At 55.1% G+C, this 17,759-nt stretch carries 15 protein-coding genes; 1 reads left to right on the top strand and 14 read right to left on the bottom strand.

The window, feature by feature from the left end; translation table 11 throughout:
- Window position 1 precedes the first annotated feature (1 nt).
- The 13 genes from tssH to ttdA form a co-directional block, all read right to left on the bottom strand.
- The gene (gene tssH, locus B4923_RS06470; RefSeq protein WP_109053539.1) at window positions 2-2,602 is read right to left on the bottom strand and encodes a type VI secretion system ATPase TssH; all 2,601 of its coding nucleotides are present in this window, start codon (window positions 2,600-2,602) and stop codon (window positions 2-4) included.
- A gap of 13 nt (window positions 2,603-2,615) precedes the next feature.
- The gene (icmH, locus tag B4923_RS06475; protein ID WP_109053540.1) at window positions 2,616-3,392 is read right to left on the bottom strand and encodes a type IVB secretion system protein IcmH/DotU; all 777 of its coding nucleotides are present in this window, start codon (window positions 3,390-3,392) and stop codon (window positions 2,616-2,618) included.
- Between the two features lie 12 nt (window positions 3,393-3,404).
- Window positions 3,405-4,745, bottom strand: a complete 1,341-nt coding sequence (tssK, locus tag B4923_RS06480) for a type VI secretion system baseplate subunit TssK (protein WP_109053541.1) — start codon at window positions 4,743-4,745, stop codon at window positions 3,405-3,407.
- Window positions 4,746-4,747: 2 nt separating this feature from the next.
- Window positions 4,748-5,269, bottom strand: a complete 522-nt coding sequence (tssJ, locus tag B4923_RS06485; protein ID WP_109053542.1) for a type VI secretion system lipoprotein TssJ — start codon at window positions 5,267-5,269, stop codon at window positions 4,748-4,750.
- Window positions 5,269-6,489, bottom strand: a complete 1,221-nt coding sequence (tagH, locus tag B4923_RS06490) for a type VI secretion system-associated FHA domain protein TagH (RefSeq protein ID WP_109053543.1) — start codon at window positions 6,487-6,489, stop codon at window positions 5,269-5,271. The genes tssJ and tagH overlap by 1 nt, the downstream gene beginning before the upstream one ends.
- A 2-nt stretch (window positions 6,490-6,491) precedes the next feature.
- Entirely contained in the window at window positions 6,492-7,490 is a 999-nt protein-coding gene (gene tssG / locus B4923_RS06495; protein WP_109053544.1) for a type VI secretion system baseplate subunit TssG, read from the bottom strand.
- The gene (gene tssF / locus B4923_RS06500) at window positions 7,454-9,220 is read right to left on the bottom strand and encodes a type VI secretion system baseplate subunit TssF (protein ID WP_109053545.1); all 1,767 of its coding nucleotides are present in this window, start codon (window positions 9,218-9,220) and stop codon (window positions 7,454-7,456) included. The genes tssG and tssF overlap by 37 nt, the downstream gene beginning before the upstream one ends.
- Before the next feature lie 2 nt (window positions 9,221-9,222).
- Window positions 9,223-9,654 carry a type VI secretion system baseplate subunit TssE gene (tssE, locus tag B4923_RS06505; protein ID WP_109053546.1) on the bottom strand — a complete coding sequence of 144 codons (432 nt, stop codon included), beginning with the start codon at window positions 9,652-9,654 and terminating at the stop codon, window positions 9,223-9,225.
- Between the two features lie 5 nt (window positions 9,655-9,659).
- Complete coding sequence (gene tssC, locus B4923_RS06510) at window positions 9,660-11,138, bottom strand: type VI secretion system contractile sheath large subunit (RefSeq protein ID WP_109053547.1); 1,479 nt, start codon at window positions 11,136-11,138, stop codon at window positions 9,660-9,662.
- A 32-nt stretch (window positions 11,139-11,170) separates the two neighbouring features.
- The gene (tssB, locus tag B4923_RS06515; protein ID WP_109053548.1) at window positions 11,171-11,674 is read right to left on the bottom strand and encodes a type VI secretion system contractile sheath small subunit; all 504 of its coding nucleotides are present in this window, start codon (window positions 11,672-11,674) and stop codon (window positions 11,171-11,173) included.
- A gap of 814 nt (window positions 11,675-12,488) precedes the next feature.
- Window positions 12,489-13,952, bottom strand: a complete 1,464-nt coding sequence (locus tag B4923_RS06520; protein ID WP_109053549.1) for an anion permease — start codon at window positions 13,950-13,952, stop codon at window positions 12,489-12,491.
- A gap of 55 nt (window positions 13,953-14,007) precedes the next feature.
- Window positions 14,008-14,613, bottom strand: a complete 606-nt coding sequence (gene ttdB, locus B4923_RS06525; protein WP_109053550.1) for a L(+)-tartrate dehydratase subunit beta — start codon at window positions 14,611-14,613, stop codon at window positions 14,008-14,010.
- Window positions 14,610-15,518: a L(+)-tartrate dehydratase subunit alpha gene (ttdA, locus tag B4923_RS06530; RefSeq protein ID WP_109053551.1), complete on the bottom strand. Its 909-nt coding sequence runs from the start codon at window positions 15,516-15,518 to the stop codon at window positions 14,610-14,612. The genes ttdB and ttdA overlap by 4 nt, the downstream gene beginning before the upstream one ends.
- A 308-nt stretch (window positions 15,519-15,826) precedes the next feature.
- Between ttdA and ttdR the strand changes: the two genes are divergently transcribed.
- The gene (ttdR, locus tag B4923_RS06535; RefSeq protein WP_109053552.1) at window positions 15,827-16,807 is read left to right on the top strand and encodes an L-tartrate utilization transcriptional activator TtdR; all 981 of its coding nucleotides are present in this window, start codon (window positions 15,827-15,829) and stop codon (window positions 16,805-16,807) included.
- 88 nt (window positions 16,808-16,895) lie between these two features.
- Here the strand turns inward: ttdR and B4923_RS06540 are convergent, their stop codons facing one another.
- Window positions 16,896-17,759, bottom strand: coding sequence for a ribokinase (locus tag B4923_RS06540; RefSeq protein ID WP_109053553.1), 864 nt, complete (start codon window positions 17,757-17,759; stop codon window positions 16,896-16,898).

The raw sequence follows: 17,759 nt of genomic DNA on the forward strand, positions 1-17,759 counted from the left end.
CTCAGCCCTCCACCTCTGTCTGGAACTGGCCTTCTTCGACGCGGAAATGAATACGGCTGACCGGCTGCCCCGATGACATACGCTGCAACAGTTGCAGCGATACCGGCGGCAGCAGCGCGCCATCAATCACCGATTCCAGCATTCGCGCCCCGTTTTCACTACGGTTGGCCAACCGTAGAATTTCTTCCGGCACCGTATCCTCGATAATGACCTCGGCGCCAAAGCGCTGTTGCAGCAGAGAAATCAGGCGCGCCAGCTTGCCCTGGACGATCTCGACCATCGTGGCGTGATCCAGCGCCAGATAAGGGATCACCTCCATACGGGCCAGCAACGCCGGCTTGAAGAACGCCGCCAGTTCGGGATAGAGCGCATCCAGTAACGCATCCTGCTGCCCGGCATAGTTAACAATCGTCTGGAATCCCAGGTTGGAGGTAAGGAAAAACACCACGTTGCGGCAGTCGATCACCCGGCCTTCGCCATCGGCCAGTTCGCCTTTATCGAACGCCTGATAAAACAGGTTGAGCACATCCGGATGGGCTTTCTCTACTTCATCCAGCAACACCACCGAATAGGGTTTCTGGCGAATCGCCTCGGTCAACACGCCCCCTTCGCCAAACCCAACGTAGCCCGGCGGCGAACCAATCAGACGTGATACCGTATGTTTCTCCTGATATTCCGACATATTGATGGTGGTCAGATAGTTACGTCCGCCAAACATCAGGTCGGCAATCTGGACGACGGTTTCCGTTTTACCGACGCCGCTCGGCCCCACCAGCAGGAAAGCCCCCAGCGGACGACCGGGACGACGCAGATCCGCGCGCGCTGTCAGCAGGTGTTTATGCAGATGGGCAATCGCCAGCGTCTGGCCTTTGATCGCTTCGCCAAGGTAGGACGGCAAATTCGTGACGACATCCATTTCTCCTTGCGAAATGCGGTTAAGCGGTACGCCCGTCCACTCGGCAATCACCGCCGCAATCTGGGTTTTATCCACGTGGGGAGAAACCAGCACCGAAGAGGTCTGCAACGCCTCCAGCTCGCGCTCACAGGCGGCCAACTCCGCGGCCGCGGCATCAATATCAAAATCGTCGGGCTGTGCGTCATCCAGCAGAGCGGTGCGCAGTTCAATAACGCGCTGTACCTGTATTTTCTGCTGTTGCCAGTCCGCCTCCAACTGCGCCAATTCGGCCGCGCCCGCCTCACGGTCATCGCGCAACGCGGCCAGTCTGTCCGCCGTCTCGCCCAAACCAATGCGCCCCTGACGCTCAAGCTGGGTAATTTCCATTTCCTGTTGGCGCAAGCGCGTCTGCAACTGGCTGACGGCACGCGGCGGCGTTGTCAGGTTGATCGCTACACGGGCGCTGGCGGTATCCAGCACATCAATAGCCTTATCGGGCAGTTGACGACCGGAAATATAGCGGGCGGACAGATTAGCGGCCGCCTGAAGCGCGTCTTCATCGATCAGGACGCCGTGCGCTTTTTCATAAATACCGCGCAGTCCGCGCAGGATTACGGTCGCTTCTTCCGCGTTCGGCTCTCCTACTTTCACCAGTTGGAAGCGACGGGAGAGCGCCGCGTCTTTCTCGACGTATTTTTTGTATTCGCTCCAGGTAGTGGCGGCAATCGTGCGCAGTTCACCGCGTGCCAGAGCGGGCTTGAGCAAGTTGGAGACGTCCAGCCCGCCCGCCTGATTCCCTGCCCCGATCAAGGTATGCGCTTCATCGATAAACAGAATGACGGGGCGCGGCGCGGTTTTCACTTCCTGCATCACGCCTTTAAAACGTTTTTCAAACTCGCCTTTAACCGATGCGCCAGCCTGCATCGCGCCCAAATCCAGCGTCAGCAACTCCACGTCACGCAGTCTTTCCGGCACCAGCCCCGCGACGATACGCAACGCCAGCCCTTCGATCAGCGCACTTTTACCGACGCCGGCCTCGCCGACCACTATCGGGTTGTTTTTACGACGACGGGAGAGAATATCGATCATCAAATCGATTTCACGATCGCGGCACAGCACCGGGTCCAACTGCCCCTGACGGGCGGCTTCGGTCACGTTCTGGGTATAGCGGGACAGCTGTGTGGCCGCGGCGGCGGCCTGTTCCGGCATCGTCGCCGATGTCGGCGCCACCTCGGTTTCAACCGAATCTTTCACCCATTCATCAAACTGCTGACGCAGCAGTTCACGGTTAATTTGCGCCAGCGGGCGGGATGCCGAGCCCGACAAATAACGATTCGGCGTCATCAGCAGTACCAGCAACAGCACGCCGCTGCGTAAGTGCGCGTGCTGAAATTCGGCGGAAGCCAGCAGCCAACTATCCTGTAGCCATTCCAGCAACAGCGGGGAAAATGAAGGGTAGCCGGCATCGAACCCTTTATCGACAGAAGAAGGCTGGAGGAGCGAGGACAGTTCGTCGGCATCGACACCGGCGCGTTTGAAGATCTGGCGCACATCGCAGAGCGGCGTTTCCAGCATTTTCATCAACAGGTGTTCAATGCGGATTTCCGCGCCCTGATGCTGGATACAGAGTGCCGCCGCTTCTTCCAGCATATGGCGGCACACGGGGTTGAGGCGTTCAACCAGCGTCGGCAGTTCAATTCGAATCACAGAATAGCTCCTGTTATTGTAATAATTCTCCCAGCTGACGCAGCACGTCCTGGGTTTGATGAGTTAGCTGGTAGCGGTACAGGCCGAATACCGCGGCCAGTACCACGCACATGCCGATAAACAGGGTTCTCAGCGACAGCTGTCTGCGCAGTTGATAGCGCGACGCCTGCTGTCCCAGATTGAGGTGGAATACCGTCGGCGAATTGGCGGGTTCAGGACGTAACGTGTCGTGAAGCTTACGCACCACGCGGTCAAGCTCTTCACGACCTTGCGTCATAACCCGATAGCGTCCTTCAAAACCCAGGCAGAGACAGAGATAGATGAACTCCAGAATGTCACGGTAGCGCACCGGCTCGTCCAGCAGCTTCTCCAGCAGAACAAAGACTTTTTCCCCACCCCAGGTTTCATTGTGAAAGCGGGTAAGCAGCGAATGGGCGGACCACATGCTTTGTCCGCCCCACTCCCGGCCCATAACGGCTTCATCAATGAACGTGCACAGGATGTAGCGGAACGACAGGATCACGCCGTTTTCATAGCCGTGAGAATGCAGTTCCTGCTCGATGGCCTGAATTTCAGACACCACGCGCTGATAAAGATCCGCGACACCGTCATACGCAGACAGCTGGCGTACCCGTTCCACCATTCCCAACAGCGGCGTGACCGCATCAATCATCGGATTAATGCTCTGTCCGCGCAGGCGGAACCAGTAATCGGAATCCATATCCAGTTGACGGGCGTGGTCATAAAGCAGGTCGCCCAGTTGCTCGTTTTTAATGACGTCGATGCTCATCTCTTCCTCTCATTACGACTGGCTGCGGATGGCCCAGAGCTGCATATCCAGTTCCGGGAATTCGCCAGCGATATGGAACGCCAACGTGTTGCCGGAAACCAGCACCTGCCAGGAGGGGCTTTGTCTGTCCAACTGGAAGTAGCTATAGCCCGCGTGGTAAGGCAGCTGACGCGGTGCGACAGGCAGCGGCAGCAGCGGTACGCCGGGCAATTGCAGGCTGATCAGTTCGCGGATCTTCTCGCTGGAGGCAATCTTGGTTTGTTGCAGCAGTTGTTTACGCAGGTGCTCCTGCGGCATACGCGCCCGTACCGCCAGAACAAACTCGGCGCTGGTCATCAGTTCCGCATCGCCAACCATTGCCACCGTCACGCCATACGGCTGTTTCTTCAGCTGGATAGAGACGGCGCGCGGCGACAGCACCGTGCTCAACGCCTGGCGAAGCGCAATCATCAGCGGCTCGAAGCTGGCCTGCTGATGTTCGTGGCGATAGGCGGGGAATTCCGGCGGCAGACGCGACTCATCGGTAAACGTCATCAGTTCGCCACACAGTTCCACCAGCGTTTCATGCAACCGCTCTGGATGCAGCGTGCCAAGACGCGCCAGATGCGACAGTCTGGGCTGGGCGCGGTTGAGCAGTTGCAGCATCATGAATTCCGCCACATCCGCCACGCCTTGCTGGCCCGGCGCGGCAATACGCTGCGCCAGACTGCGCGCGCGTTCAGCGACCAACCCGGCTGACTCGCCCAAAAAGCGTTTCAGGGCTGGAATGGCGGTGACGCTGATGCTGCACGGCATAAAGTTGGGATCCAGCACGAGCCCGCCGTCAGGCCGTTTATCCAAAATATTGGCAATCGCCAGCGAGGCGTAGGCGCTGCGATCGTCACGATCGAGCATCAGGCGCAGGCTGACTTTCCCCACCTCCAGAGAAACGATATCGCCGTTGTCACTGTGCAGATCGCGCACATCATGCCGATGCGATTGCAGACGACTGGCGATGCCTTGCCCCGGTTGACCGATTTCGCTCACGCCGTTCACCGCCAGCGGCAGCGCCAGGTACACCTTTTGATTCGCCAGTGCGACATCGGTGATCTCCAGCGGCATCGGGAGCGCGTCGTCGCCGGGGATATTGAAAACCGTGCCATCCGGCATGACGCCGCTGGCGTTCACCAGCGCGATACGCCCGAAGTTCAGGTACTCCTCATTGATGGTCAGCGATTGCAAACCATAAAAATAGTCACTGAGCGCACTGAGGCGCGCGTGCAGCGCAAAGTCCGTGTGTCTCTGCTGCTGTTGGAAATGCTGCGGTTTGATAAACAGACCTTCCCGCCAGATAACCCGATTCCGACTCGACATAATTATTCTTCTTCTTGGTCTTTTTTAATTTCGACTTCATCCCGGCGCAGGTGCACGAGGATCTGATACGTCCGCCCGGTGTTTTTCAGCTTGATAACCTTACGCCACTCCGCGCTTTCCGGGTCGGCGTAACGGGCAACCACCCCGATGTAGTGAACCTTTTCATCCAGCGCTGACGGCGGCAGATATTTGAACTGCCCCGGCAACAGCGTGTAGTCCTGATGATCGACGTAGTTCTTGGCCAGCGCTTTCTCTATATCCGTCGTGATCTGGTCATAGTCGGTAGCCAACATACGGGAATCTTCCGCCAGCAGAACCAGCTGGAATTCGATGGGAGCCGCCTCGCCGCTCTCATTCGGATTGACGTCCGGCTCCGCCAGCAGGCTGAATCCCACCGTGGAAGGCTGATGATCGTTACTGCCGACCTGAATATCCGGATTGGCGGCGACCTGCGCCATCTTGCCCAGCGTGGTACAGCCCGACAGCAGCACGATCAGAGAGCATAAACACAGTGCCCGGAGCATTATTTTTGCTCCTGCTGCTGGCGCACGGCCCGGTCATACGCCTGGGCATAAACCTGATGGAACAGTTTCTGGAACCCCTGTTGACGCGGCGAAGTCAGTTCGCGGTAGTAGTGCTGATACATTTGCCATGCCCAGCCATCGTCGGCGATCTGCTGCTCGCCGCTGCGGCGGTAATGCTCAAACCGGTTAAGCAGCGCGGCCGGGGAAAACGCCTGAAGAATGCTTTCCAGCGCAATGGCGATCGCCTGCTGATTGGCCAGATGATGCACCCGCACATTATTCAATACCTCAGCAATGGCGGAGGGCGCGGAGAGGTGAACCGGGCTTTTCCCGTCAGCAAACAGCAACGGCAGCGTGTCCGCATAGTCCAGCCCCAGACGGAGCGGGTTATCCTCAATCGGACGCAGGTGCGTATCCGCCAGCGCGGCCTGTCCGGCCTGCAACGCCAGCAGGCCTTCGATCATCGCCCGCAGGCTTTTCCCCATCTCTTCCAGCGTGTCGCGCAAACGCGTCTCATCGTCAACCTGAAGAGAAAGCCCTAACCCACGCAGCAAAGGCGCCAACGCGCTGCCGTCGATGTATCCTTCCAACCCGTCTACCGCATGCGTGTTATTAATGGTCGGTAATTCCACAAATTTCTGATCCATGGTGTCCTCAACAGCAGAAAAAGAAGAAAGAGAGGTCGACAGCGATTCGCCTGCGCGCTCGCCGTCCGATGTCAGCAGTGTCTGGCTCTGTTCCCGCTGTAGCGCCAGCAGCGGATCGTTGAACACGTCGGTAGTGGTTTCGTTATCAGCGGGCTGTCCGGTTTTCTCTTCACGTAACCATCCTCCCAGCACATCATCCGTGCGCTGGCCTAATACCTGATCGATATCCTGTTCCGTCGTAGGATCGCCGAGATAGACCCCCAGCCGGAAAGGCCCGATCACCAGTTCATCACCGTGCGAAAGAATGACCTTGCGATCCCGCCCGATCGGGGACAGCGAGCCGTTGATAAAAGACTGTCCGCTCAGATCGCACAGGCTGAAATGACCATCGACCATTTCGATTCGCGCATGTTCCGGCAGCACGGCGCCAAGGCGATCCCGCAGTTGCCACTGGTCCTTTTCCGATGCCCCCAGCGTACCGCCGCGGTGATCAAACTGATGCTGCACCTGAGAGTTGATATCCAGCTGTTCGCGATTGAGAACAACTAACGTGAGTGTATGGATTACGTTCACATTTACTCCTGCACACAAATGGTCACATAGGGGTCGGCGGGCGGCTGCCCGAGAAAACTGCTCCATCCCAGCCGGCAGCTTTGTTCATTTCCCAGGCTCAGCCCTTTGGCTTCGCCTTCGGCGAAACCAAGACGCAGATCCCAGGCAAGCTGATCGCGCAGAATGAAAGAGACAAAACGCACCAGCGGCTGGAAGTGCTCGCCGTTGGGCAAAAAGCTGAGAAAACGACTAAAGCTGAGATTGCCGATCCTCAGCAGAAATTTACCGGCGCAATCATTCACCTTGTCGCCGATGACAAAATCGCCGCCCAACATCATGTTGGCTTTGCCCAGCCGGTTCTGCTGTCCTTCGTGAATCGGCACCCGACGGTGCTGCCAGGCCATAACCTCAACGTCATCCAGGTCAAAACAGTGGATCACCAACCCCGCCACCACTTCCGGGGAACGGCTGGGGCTGGCGAGCAATCCCGCGTAGGAAAGCATCTTGGCGCGGTTAACCGGCAGGCTGTCGCGCACGGCGTCATTGCCCAACCCCACGAGCGCGAACATCAGCCGGGAGAAACCATCCTCGCCGTCATTCTGAAAACGGACGTGATAGCGATACTTACGCCACGCGCGGTGGAGTAGCGTCAGTAAGCGGTGATGGAAGAAATCAAGAAATACGCCCAGCTTCTGTTCGCCTTGCGCATATTCCCAGGCCAGTTCCTCAAGGTAATAGCCGGGCATTGGCGACTGGCTGCCGTGCAGCCCCAGAAAAGCGACCTCCAGCTCCTGTCTTCCCTCTTCGTCGCACCCTACCTGCAAGATATCGCTGGGGTGAAAGCCAATTGAGGCGGTGGACCGGAAACGCAGCCGCTCCTGTTCAGGGCGAAAATCCAGCTCCTGTTCCAGATCCACGCCTTCCAGCTGGTTAAGCAGTTCCACCAGTTGGAAAAAGTTAAAGCGTGATACATCCTGGCGGAACGTCACATCAGTGAGTGCTGACCTATCTGTACCGGCCATCGGTAGCGCTCCTTGTTATCGATGTTGACCACCTCCAGCAGGTGGAAGGCGTTGACGCTGGCATACAGCGAGAAAAAATGCGCCAGCACAGTGCTAAACAAATACAGCTCCCCTTCACTGGAGAACGCAGACTGCCGCACCGACAGGACTGATTTCAGACCGCGAACCGGCATGCCCTGCACCAGCCGGTCAATCGGTGTTGTTTCGATAGATTCAATCCCCGCCAGCCGCTTGCGCGACGCCTGTTCAGCCTGCTTATCGTGCAGCGCGGGGAAATCGTAGGTACGCAGAATCTGTACCAGTGCGTCACGACGCAGTAACGACACGTAGTTCAATGACAGATTGGAAATCAGCGTCCAGTGCAGGCTGCCGTCCATTGCCGGACGCAGCGGCCGGGTCGGACGCATCAGATTACGGAACGTGGCGAAAGACGGCGAACTGCCCGTTGGCACACAGATCGATCCCACAGGAAGTTGCGCGGCACGGGAGCGGTTGGTGCAGGTCAGGCTCACCGAGATGGACTCATCCAGATCGATCGCTTCCCGCTCGTCGCCACGCACAAACGAAAGCAGGTGCTCAAAGCCGTTGCCGTTGACGGCTTCCCGTACCCGAATACGGTAGTAGAGCGCCAGCCTGCCTTTCGCCCGCTCGATCTGATGCTGAAAACTTTCAAACGGCTGATAAACGCGCGGAATGCCGCGCGAGCGGCCGGCATGTCCTTCGACCCACCCCTCGACCTTATCCACAGAAAAAATTTCGAAACTATCGGCATTGCGATAGCTGGCTTTCAGCGGATAATCCGTCTGGCGTCCGCTGAGATTGATCGGTTCGCTATCATGCTGAAACAGATTAATCGCCGGTACGCAGTTGAGCATGAAGGAATCCGGCCGGATCTTCAGATCCGCAGGCAGCGGGCGATCAAAACAGAAATGGAGACGGAACGCGGTTACCGTCAGCGGCAGATCCGGCCATATTGCGCCAGCGAGTTGGAAAAACAGGAAACTTTCCGGAAAACAAAAATATTCCTGCAAAATACGATAACCGGAGTAAACGTTGCCGGGATACGGCAAGAGCGCATCTTCCCGCTCAAAACCGACCGTTTTCAGCACGCTGGCTTCCTGACGGAAGCGTTTACCCTCAATTTCCAGCTCGATGTGTGACAGCTGACTGGCGATCCAGAAATAAAGTTCGTAGGCCGTGTAAGTATCGCCGCCAAGATAAAAGCGCAGTTTATCAAGCTGTAGGGAACCCAATGACAGCGGACCATGCAGTCCGATATCCAACGTAATCGTCGAAAGATCGTTGCCGCTTTGTACGTTAATCTGACGAATATCCGCCGGGTAGATCCAGGCATCGTGACAGGTCTGAAAATGGCACACCACATCGTCAACCGGCAGGCTATCGAGCTCGCAACCACGTTCGACAAACGCGGGCTGAGCAATCGCGCCGGGGAGTACCGAAAACTGCATAATGGTCATGCTCGGTACCGGACGCAGATAATTCGGCCACAGCATGCCCAGTAGGCCGTGTGTCAGTTCCGGAAACTCATCCTCGATCTTCGCCCGCAGGCTTCCCGTCAGAAAGGCGAACCCTTCCAGCAGCCGCTCGACATCCGGATCCGTGGTCTGTTCTGACAAAAATCGGGTAAGCTCAGGGTGCGCCTTGGCGAATTCACGCCCTTGCAGGCGCAGATAGGTCAACTCATCCCTGAAAAAATGTTCCAGTGACATAATCAGATCATTCTGTAGTGGCGGTGGCTATCCATGTGAATATTAAATGAGGTGACCTGTTCCAGTTCTTCCAACCTGACATGGGCGGTGACCTGAAACGACATCTCCATCGGATTAGACAAATAGTCCGACGCAGTAACTTCCACATGAACAATTCGAGGTTCAAAGCGACAGATACACTGCCGGATCGCCTCCCGGATTTTCCCCCGGATATCCGCACCGCCTTGCGTCGCGTCATTAAAATCAATCACGCCAAGCTCAGGTGCGCTGCGACAATTTCCAGGCCGGGTGTTGAGCACATTGTCCAGTTGACGCTTCACGGACTCGATCAGTGCTTCAACATCCTTTTCAGGGGAAGAGCGCTTCTCCTCCCCCCGGATACGATCGAACAGACTTGCCGCATTTCCCCTTTCCCAGGCAGAAAGAGACGGCATGAGTCTTATTCCTTATCCAAACGCCCTACCAGCGACAGTTCAAAGTTTGCCCCCATGTACTTGAAGTGCGGGCGCACTGACATGGTGACCTGATACCAACCGGGCTCGCCTTCCACATCCAGCACTTTAATTTGTGCAGCACGCAGGGGACGACGGCTACGCACATCTGCCGGCGGATTTTCCTGATCGGCAATGTACTGTTTGATCCAGGTATTCAACTCACGCTCAAGATCCTGACGCTCTTTCCACGCGCCAATCTGCTCACGTTGCAACACCTTGATGTAGTGAGCCAGACGGTTGATGATGAACATGTACGGCAGCTGAGTTCCCAGCTTGTAGTTGGTTTCCGCCTCTTTTCCCTCTTTGGTGTTCGGAAACACTTTGGGCTTCTGCACTGAGTTGGCAGAGAAGAATGCGGCATTGTCACTGTCTTTACGCATCGTCAACGTGATAAAGCCTTCTTCGGCCATTTCATATTCACGACGATCGGTAATCAGCACTTCCGTCGGGATCTTGGCCTGAAGTTGCCCCATGGCTTCATAAACATGCACCGGCAAATCCGTGATCGCGCCGCCGCTTTGCGGGCCGATGATGTTCGGACACCAGCGGTATTTGGCGAAGCTGTCCGTCAACGCCGACCCCATCAGATAGGCAGTGTTGCCCCACAGATAGTGCTCATGATTGGAACTGATATCTTCTTTGTAATTAAAGCCTTTAATCGGATTTTCAACCGGGTCATAAGGCAGGCGCGCCAGAAACCGCGGCGCAGTCAGCCCCAGATAACGGGCATCGCCAGACTCACGCAGCGAACGCCATTTGGTATAGGCCGGGCCTTCAAAAACTGATTTCAGATCCTTGATGGAGGGCAGATCGGTGAAGCTATCGACGCCGAAAAAGGTCGGCGCAACGGAAGAAATAAACGGCGCGTGAGCCATGGCGCCAACCGCGCTGACATACTGCATCAGTTTGATATCCGGTGAACTTTGCGTCATTGCATAATCACCGATGACGCCGCCGATTGGCTGGCCGCCAAATTGCCCGTAGCCGCTGGAGTAAACGTGTTTATAGAAACCGGACTGCGTAATTTCCGGTGCAAACTCGAAATCTTCCAACAGTTCTTCCTTGGTCGCGTGCAACACCAGCAGTTTGATGTTTTCACGAAAATCGGTGCGGTCAACCAGCAGTTTTAACGAACGCCAGGAAGACTCCAGATCCTGGAGCTCTTTCGCATGCAGAATCATGTCGACCTGCTTGCTGAGTTTCTTGTCCAGTTCGACGATCATGCTGTCGACCAGCGCTTTATTCACCGGTTCTGCCGCGTTGCCACTATCAAGGATGTTGGCAACCAGCGCGGCAATACCCTGCTTGGCAACGCTATATCCTTCATCAACCGGCGTAATACGCGCCTGAGCCATAATTTCATCAAGCAGCGAACCAGAGGCGCTGGTCGCCCCTGCCTGGGCCTGTTCTTCAACTATTGACATATTCGTTTCCCTATCTCGTCAATAAACATCATTTATTCGGCGGGTTTTACCAGATCCAACTCTTTAAGCAGTTGCTCTCTGGCTTCTTCGCTGGACAACAGGTCCTGCAAACGATTACGGAAGGAGGGGATATTGCCGAGGGGCCCTTTCAGGGCGACCAGCGCTTCGCGTAGCTCCAGCAATTTACGCAATTCGGGTACTTGCTGGGCAATGCGATCGGGGGAGAAATCATTCAGAGAGGAAATACTCAGTTTCACCGGCAGATCGTCCTGAGAGTCCTCTTCAAGACGGTTAGGGACACTGAAATTCAATTCCAGATTTGCCTCTTTCATCACCGAGGTAAAATTGTTCTTATCGATCGATACCGTCTGGCGTTCCTCGATCGGGGTTTCCTCTGTGCGCCCTTTCATATTTCCCACAACCATCAACGTCAACGGCAATTCTATTTCTGCCTGCTGACCACCAGTAGCCGGGACATATTTGATATTAATACGTTCCTTTGGTGCGACAGATGCACCGTCAGTTCCTTTTGCCATATGTCTATACCAACGTAAGGGCACTCGGGCCCGGGGAAGTAAAAGTCGACTCCTGCCAAACACCGACCATAATCCATAAAATGGCCGGCTATCCGACAAGCAAATAGGCTATTTGCTTTTCGACCCGCGAGATGAAATAAATAAAAACCGCATTAACAAAGAAAGAAAAAAATCCTATTCGAAATATCAACGTATGACTTTAACGGCGAAAAAATCGCCCGCCAAAGTTTTTCAATACATTTATTTTCCGGGATTGGATCATACACACAACACAAATCAGCGGTCAACGCTTATATAGAAGAGCATGTAAAGAGAACAGCTAACCAATTAAATCAACTAAAAACAATAAGTTAAAAATAAAACTTCAACAGAACCAATTGGAAAAACCGGTAAAAAGCACAAATAATCATTCAGTTTCAATTAAAGGAAAAACGATATATTTTATGCCTTCTTATTTCATTAGAAATGAAATAGTTAATTATCTAATTAAAATCAAAATCAGAAATCATGGTTAAATTTAATTTATCACAACGATTTCATCCTATTTTTTTACTTTATACAGAACAATTCACTACGCCGTAAATAAAATAACTTTACCCATAGCATGCAAATATTAGATAGTTCGGAAATTATTTATTTCTTAATTAAAATTACCAGGCTTTTATTCTATGAAAGGCCATAAAACTATATAATCATAAAGAGTAATGGCGCTTTCTTGCTCGCTACACTTAATGGCAAGAGCAGATGCGTATTTTCATGCTCAGGGCCGCAGCCGCGGCCCTGTTCGTTTGTCTTGTTCTTTACCCCGCGTTCGTTAATGAAGCACCAGTGGCATCCATAGCAGGCCGGTCGCAATCAACAGCAGTAAAAAGGTGCCGCCGAAAATCGCGCCCAGCCGCCAGTAATCGGCGGTCGGTAAATAACCGCTGCCGTAATAAATGGGGCTGGGTCCGGTGGCATAAGGCGTGACGATACTGCCCAGGCCAATGGCCGCCCCGACCATCAGACAAAAACTCAGCAGCGGAATATCAGGCAACGCCAGCGCGGCGGCAATCATCATGGGCGCCAGCGCCGAGGTGTAAGCGGTGGCGCTGGCAAAGAAATAGCGCAGCAGGTAAAACACCACGATCAGCGCCACCATCACCAGCGTCGGCGGATAGCCCGTCAGCCCCTGCGCCAGCAGTTGCCCGAACCATTTGATAAAGCCGGTGTTGTTCAGACCGGTCGCCAGCGCAATCAGCGAAGCCAGCCAGAAGAAGACATTCCACGCCGATTTATTGCTGATAATATCATCCCAGCTGATAATCTTGCCCAGCAACATCAGCGCCACCACCGCATAACCGACCGTTGCGGCATCAATAAACGCCCCGCCAAAAATCCACAGCAGCAGCGCGCAAACCATCAGGACCAGCATCTTTTTCTCTCTGACGCACAGCGGTCCCATCGCCTCCAGCTCCGTCGCGGCCCATCTCGGAACCTGATCCCCCAGTTTCAGCACCGGCGGATAGAGGACATAGGCCAGCCACGGCACCAGTAAAATCAGCAACAGGCTCAGCGGCAGCATCCCCAGAAACCAGTTTCCCCAGGTTAACGTCAAATCGGACGCGCTTTTGATTAACCCGACCAGCAGCAGGTTAGGCGCCATCGCGGTAAGAAAAATCGCGCTGGTGACGCAGTCCGCCGAGATCCCCATCCACATCACATATGAACCAATGCTGCGGGCGCTGGGACTGTTTGGCTGCGAATCGTACAACGGCGGCAGATTGCGGATAATCGGATAGATGATCCCGGCGCCCCGCGCGGAATTTGACGGCGTCACCGGAGCGAGAATCAGCTCGGACAGCATGATCGCATAGCCGAGAAACAGAGTTTTGTGCCCCATTTTTTTCACCAGCATCAGCGCGATACGCCGGCCCAGCCCGGTTTTTTCATAACCGGTGCCAAACATGAACGCGGCGAAAATCAGCCAGATAACCGAGTTCGAAAAGCCGGATACCGCCCATGACAGTGCCCTGGAGGTATATTTAAACTCCGGATCGGCCATCTGCTGCGGACTGAACAGCAGCCAGGGAGACAGGATAGCGATCGTGGCGATGCCGGTCATCGCCACGACGGCGCCGGGAACCGGCTCCAGAATCAACCCGACGATCACACCGAGAAAGACGGCGAAATAGAGCCAGGCATGTGGATCCAGCCCGGCGGGCGCAGGAATTAAAGCGACAGCGAGAGTGACAACAAACGGCGCCAGCCATCGCCATGACAAGCGGATATTTGCCATTGTTATGTCCTATATGCAGTCGAAAGAGAGGCGGAAACCGCCTCACGGGAAATGGCTATTTGATGTAATGAACGTGTTCGCAAATCTCTTCGACGATGGGTTCGCGACGTTCGGCAAATAGCCGTTTGTTATTCGAAATCAGGTTATTGCCGTGCGTATCGATCGATACGATCAGCGGACCAAACTCCTTCACCCGACATACCCACAGCGATTCCGGCATCCCCAGTTCCATCCAGTGAACTTCTTCAATCTCCTCCACCTGGGTGGCCGCCAGCACGGCGCACCCCGCCGGGAAGATCACATGCAGCGCTTTAAACTGCTGACAGCCGGCTTCGGTTTCCGGCCCCATGCCGCCTTTCCCGACGATCAGGCGTACGCCGGTCTGCTCGATAAAGTCTTTTTCAAAGGCTTCCATGCGCATGCTGGTCGTCGGCCCGATGGACACCATTTCCCATTTTTCGCCGTTCTTGCGCACGATCGGACCGGCATGAAAGATGGCTTTGCCGTGCAAATCGTAAGGTATCGGACGCTTCAGCTCGATCAGCCGGCGATGGCAGACGTCACGGCAGGTGACGAGCATCCCGGTAAGGTAAATGACATCGCCAATGCGAATATCCGCCAGATCATCGGCGCTAATCGGGGTAGTCAGGATCTTTTTCATAGTCCGCTCCGGGTATGAGAGATATTTTCAAAAGACAGGTCGGCATGTACGCGCAACGTGCCGCGCCGGTGGGCCCAGCAGCCAGTCGAGACGGCGACGCCGATAGTGGAAGGATGACGCGCGGCGGACTCGATATGGACGCCCATCACCGAGCTGTTTCCGGTCAGCCCCTGCGGCCCGATGCCCAGCCGGTTTAGTCCGTCTTCCAGCCGCCGCTCCAGCTCGGCAGCTTTCGGATTAGGATGATGGCTGCCGATCGGGCGCAGAATCGCTTTGCGCGACAGGACCGCCGCGGTTTCAACCGATGTGGCGATGCCCACGCCGACCAGTACCGGCGGACAGGCGTTAACCGCCAGCGTAGAGATATTCTCAAAAACGAATTTGACGACGCCCTCATACCCCTCGGACGGCATCAGGACTTTTGAGCGGCCCGGCAACGTACAGCCTCCGCCCGCCATATACACTTCGATCTCGGCGTCGCGACCGTCCGGGACAATGTCCCAGGTGACCCACGGTACGCCGCTGCCGGTATTTTTACCGGTATTCACTTCATCAAAGATTTCCACCGCGTTATGGCGCAGCGGCGCTTTTATCGTCGCATTCTCAACCGACTGTTTCAGCACCGCCTGAAGTTCGCCCAAAAGCGGAAACTGAGAGCCCGCTTTCACAAAAAACATAATCTCGCCGGTATCCTGACAGGCGGGACGATTAAGCTGAATGGCCTTTTCCATGTTATCAAACATGGTGTGGTAGATTATTTTCCCCATTGCCGAGGTTTCGGCATCACGCAGGGCCTTTAATTTATCCACAATGTCATCAGGCATGCGGGTTGAAATCATCGCGGTAAAATCAGTGACAATTTGCGTCAGCTTACCGACGTCTTCCTGTTTTCTTTGCGTATTCATAGACATTACTCCAGCTCGGGACAATAGCCGGCCCTGCCGATAACGACATGGCAAATAAGGTTTTTTTTACTGGATTAAAACTAGCACAAAGACTATGGTTTTAGGCATCTGGCGGTTGTGAAGTATTGATTAACGATCCGTGAAGCGCGGGAAAAAGAAAGATTCCAGCAGGATAGCGAATATTCGCATCGCGTGACCGGAGCAGAAAATAACAAAAAGTCACGCATTGATAACAATAAAAAAATATTAAGCAACATCTGGCCGCATTATTTGCCAGTAAAAAAAACGCCTTTTATCTGGATAGCACTATGACCCTGATTCATTATCCTCTCCCTAAAGATTTGCAGGTTCTGGTGGCGGTCGTCAACACCGGCGGCTTCAACTCGGCCGCGGAGGCATTGGGACAGACGCCGGCGTTTGTCACCAAGCGTATCCAGCAGCTCGAATCCTCACTGGGGATTAAACTGCTCAATCGTTCCTCCCGCGGTATAACGCTTACCGAAAGCGGCAAAACCTGTTATGAACATGCTCTGAACATTCTCAGCGACCTGCAAACGCTGGTCGATGAGGTCACCCAGATTAAAACCCTACCCGCAGGACCGATCCGTATCGGATGCAGCTTTGGCTTTGGCCGCAGTTGTATTGCGCCCGCCATTACGGAATTAATGAACCTCTACCCGGATCTGCAAATTCACTTCGAACTCTTTGACCGGCAAATCGACCTCAGCCGCGATAATATCGATCTGGATATTCGCATTAATGACGATATTCCCGATAACTACATTGCGCGGCTGCTGGCTCAGAACAAACGGATTTTGTGCGCCGCGCCATCCTATCTGGCACAACAGGGCACCCCCGCCGAGCTCGGTGAACTGGCCAGGCACGACTGTCTGATCACCAAAGAACGCGATATGACGCCGGGCATCTGGGAACTGGAAGGTACGGAAGGAAAGAAATCGGTGAAAATCTCCGGACACCTGTCATCAAACAGCGGAGAAATTGTGCTGCGCTGGGCGCTGGAGGGAAAAGGGATCATGCTGCGTTCGGAGTGGGATGTCGCGCCTTTCCTTGAGAGAGGACAACTGGTGCAGGTTCTGCCCGGCTATGCGCAGAGCGCCAACATCTGGGCGGTATATCAGACCCCGTTATACGGCTCGGTTAAGCTCCGGGTCTGCGTTGAATTTCTCACGAACTATTGCCGTTCACATTTCAGTCAGGGACACGCCGCGCACCCTATCGCATCAGGCAATAAATGCACAATACGCAGAACAGAGACAGGGACGGCTTAGCGCTGAAACCAGCCTGGGGAAACCGTTCCCCCGGGATTCCGGCCGTTCCCCTGATTGGCCGGAACCCGGTCAACGGAGCGACAAGAAATCAGGAGGCCTTGCGCGATACGTGCTCTGCGGCAGCCAGGTTGGCATTAGCCACTGACTGCGCCAGGCTCCGCCCCTGCAACAAAGAGGTACACAGCATCCCCATAAAGCAGTCTCCGGCGCCATGGGTACTGACTAACTCAATTTTCTTCGCCGGCAAGGATTGGCTGGATTGCCCGGTTTCGCAGAACGCGACCCCATGTTCGCCAGCGGTGACCACCACCGCCGGATAGCTGCGGCTCAGGATCTCCGCCGCGGAGCAGGCATCTTGCAAATTCAGGACCGCGACACCGCTGAGGTCCCGAGCCTCTATCGCGTTAACCACCAGTAAATCGACACACGATTGCATTGACGCGCCGAGTTCACGCGCGGGCGCCGCATTGAGGCACACGGTAATGCCCCGCCGTTTGGCTTGCGTCGCGGCTTGCAGATTGACCGCTTCCGGTACTTCATTTTGTAGCAGCAACATGTTTACCTGCTGCCACAGGTTATCATCGCTAAACTGCTGAGGCTCAATATGGTTGTTGGCGTTGGAGACAACCACGGCGCCGTAATCACCCTGCACGTCCATCAGCGCCACGCTGATGCCGGAGGGAACCGCGTCCGTCACCGCGACATAACGGGTATCGATGCCATGCTCGTTCAGCACCGCACGTAAAAAATGCCCTTGATCATCCGCGCCAACCGCGCCGGCAAAACGCACCCGCGCGCCCGCCCTGGCCGCTGACACCGCCTGATTGCCGCCCTTACCGCCAAATTTATATGAGCAGTGGCTGCCGATAACCGTTTCGCCTTTTTCCGGACGATGATCCGCCTGAATCACGATGTCGTAATGGAGGCTGCCAGTGACTAAAATTTTACCCAT

The sequence above is a fragment of the Brenneria roseae subsp. americana genome (assembly GCF_003115815.1).
Lineage (GTDB): Bacteria > Pseudomonadota > Gammaproteobacteria > Enterobacterales > Enterobacteriaceae > Brenneria > Brenneria roseae.

What these genes read in the sequence shown, in the direction of transcription:
- icmH (WP_109053540.1), bottom strand. Translation starts at nt 3,392, where the DNA reads ATGAGCATCGACGTCATTAAAAACGAGCAACTGGGCGACCTGCTTTAT.
- tssK (WP_109053541.1), bottom strand. Translation starts at nt 4,745, where the DNA reads ATGTCGAGTCGGAATCGGGTTATCTGGCGGGAAGGTCTGTTTATCAAA.
- tssJ (WP_109053542.1), bottom strand. Translation starts at nt 5,269, where the DNA reads ATGCTCCGGGCACTGTGTTTATGCTCTCTGATCGTGCTGCTGTCGGGC.
- tssG (WP_109053544.1), bottom strand. Translation starts at nt 7,490, where the DNA reads ATGGCCGGTACAGATAGGTCAGCACTCACTGATGTGACGTTCCGCCAG.
- tssF (WP_109053545.1), bottom strand. Translation starts at nt 9,220, where the DNA reads ATGTCACTGGAACATTTTTTCAGGGATGAGTTGACCTATCTGCGCCTG.
- tssE (WP_109053546.1), bottom strand. Translation starts at nt 9,654, where the DNA reads ATGCCGTCTCTTTCTGCCTGGGAAAGGGGAAATGCGGCAAGTCTGTTC.
- tssC (WP_109053547.1), bottom strand. Translation starts at nt 11,138, where the DNA reads ATGTCAATAGTTGAAGAACAGGCCCAGGCAGGGGCGACCAGCGCCTCT.
- tssB (WP_109053548.1), bottom strand. Translation starts at nt 11,674, where the DNA reads ATGGCAAAAGGAACTGACGGTGCATCTGTCGCACCAAAGGAACGTATT.
- B4923_RS06520 (WP_109053549.1), bottom strand. Translation starts at nt 13,952, where the DNA reads ATGGCAAATATCCGCTTGTCATGGCGATGGCTGGCGCCGTTTGTTGTC.
- ttdB (WP_109053550.1), bottom strand. Translation starts at nt 14,613, where the DNA reads ATGAAAAAGATCCTGACTACCCCGATTAGCGCCGATGATCTGGCGGAT.
- ttdA (WP_109053551.1), bottom strand. Translation starts at nt 15,518, where the DNA reads ATGAATACGCAAAGAAAACAGGAAGACGTCGGTAAGCTGACGCAAATT.
- ttdR (WP_109053552.1), top strand. Translation starts at nt 15,827, where the DNA reads ATGACCCTGATTCATTATCCTCTCCCTAAAGATTTGCAGGTTCTGGTG.
- B4923_RS06540 (WP_109053553.1), bottom strand. Translation starts at nt 17,759, where the DNA reads ATGGGTAAAATTTTAGTCACTGGCAGCCTCCATTACGACATCGTGATT.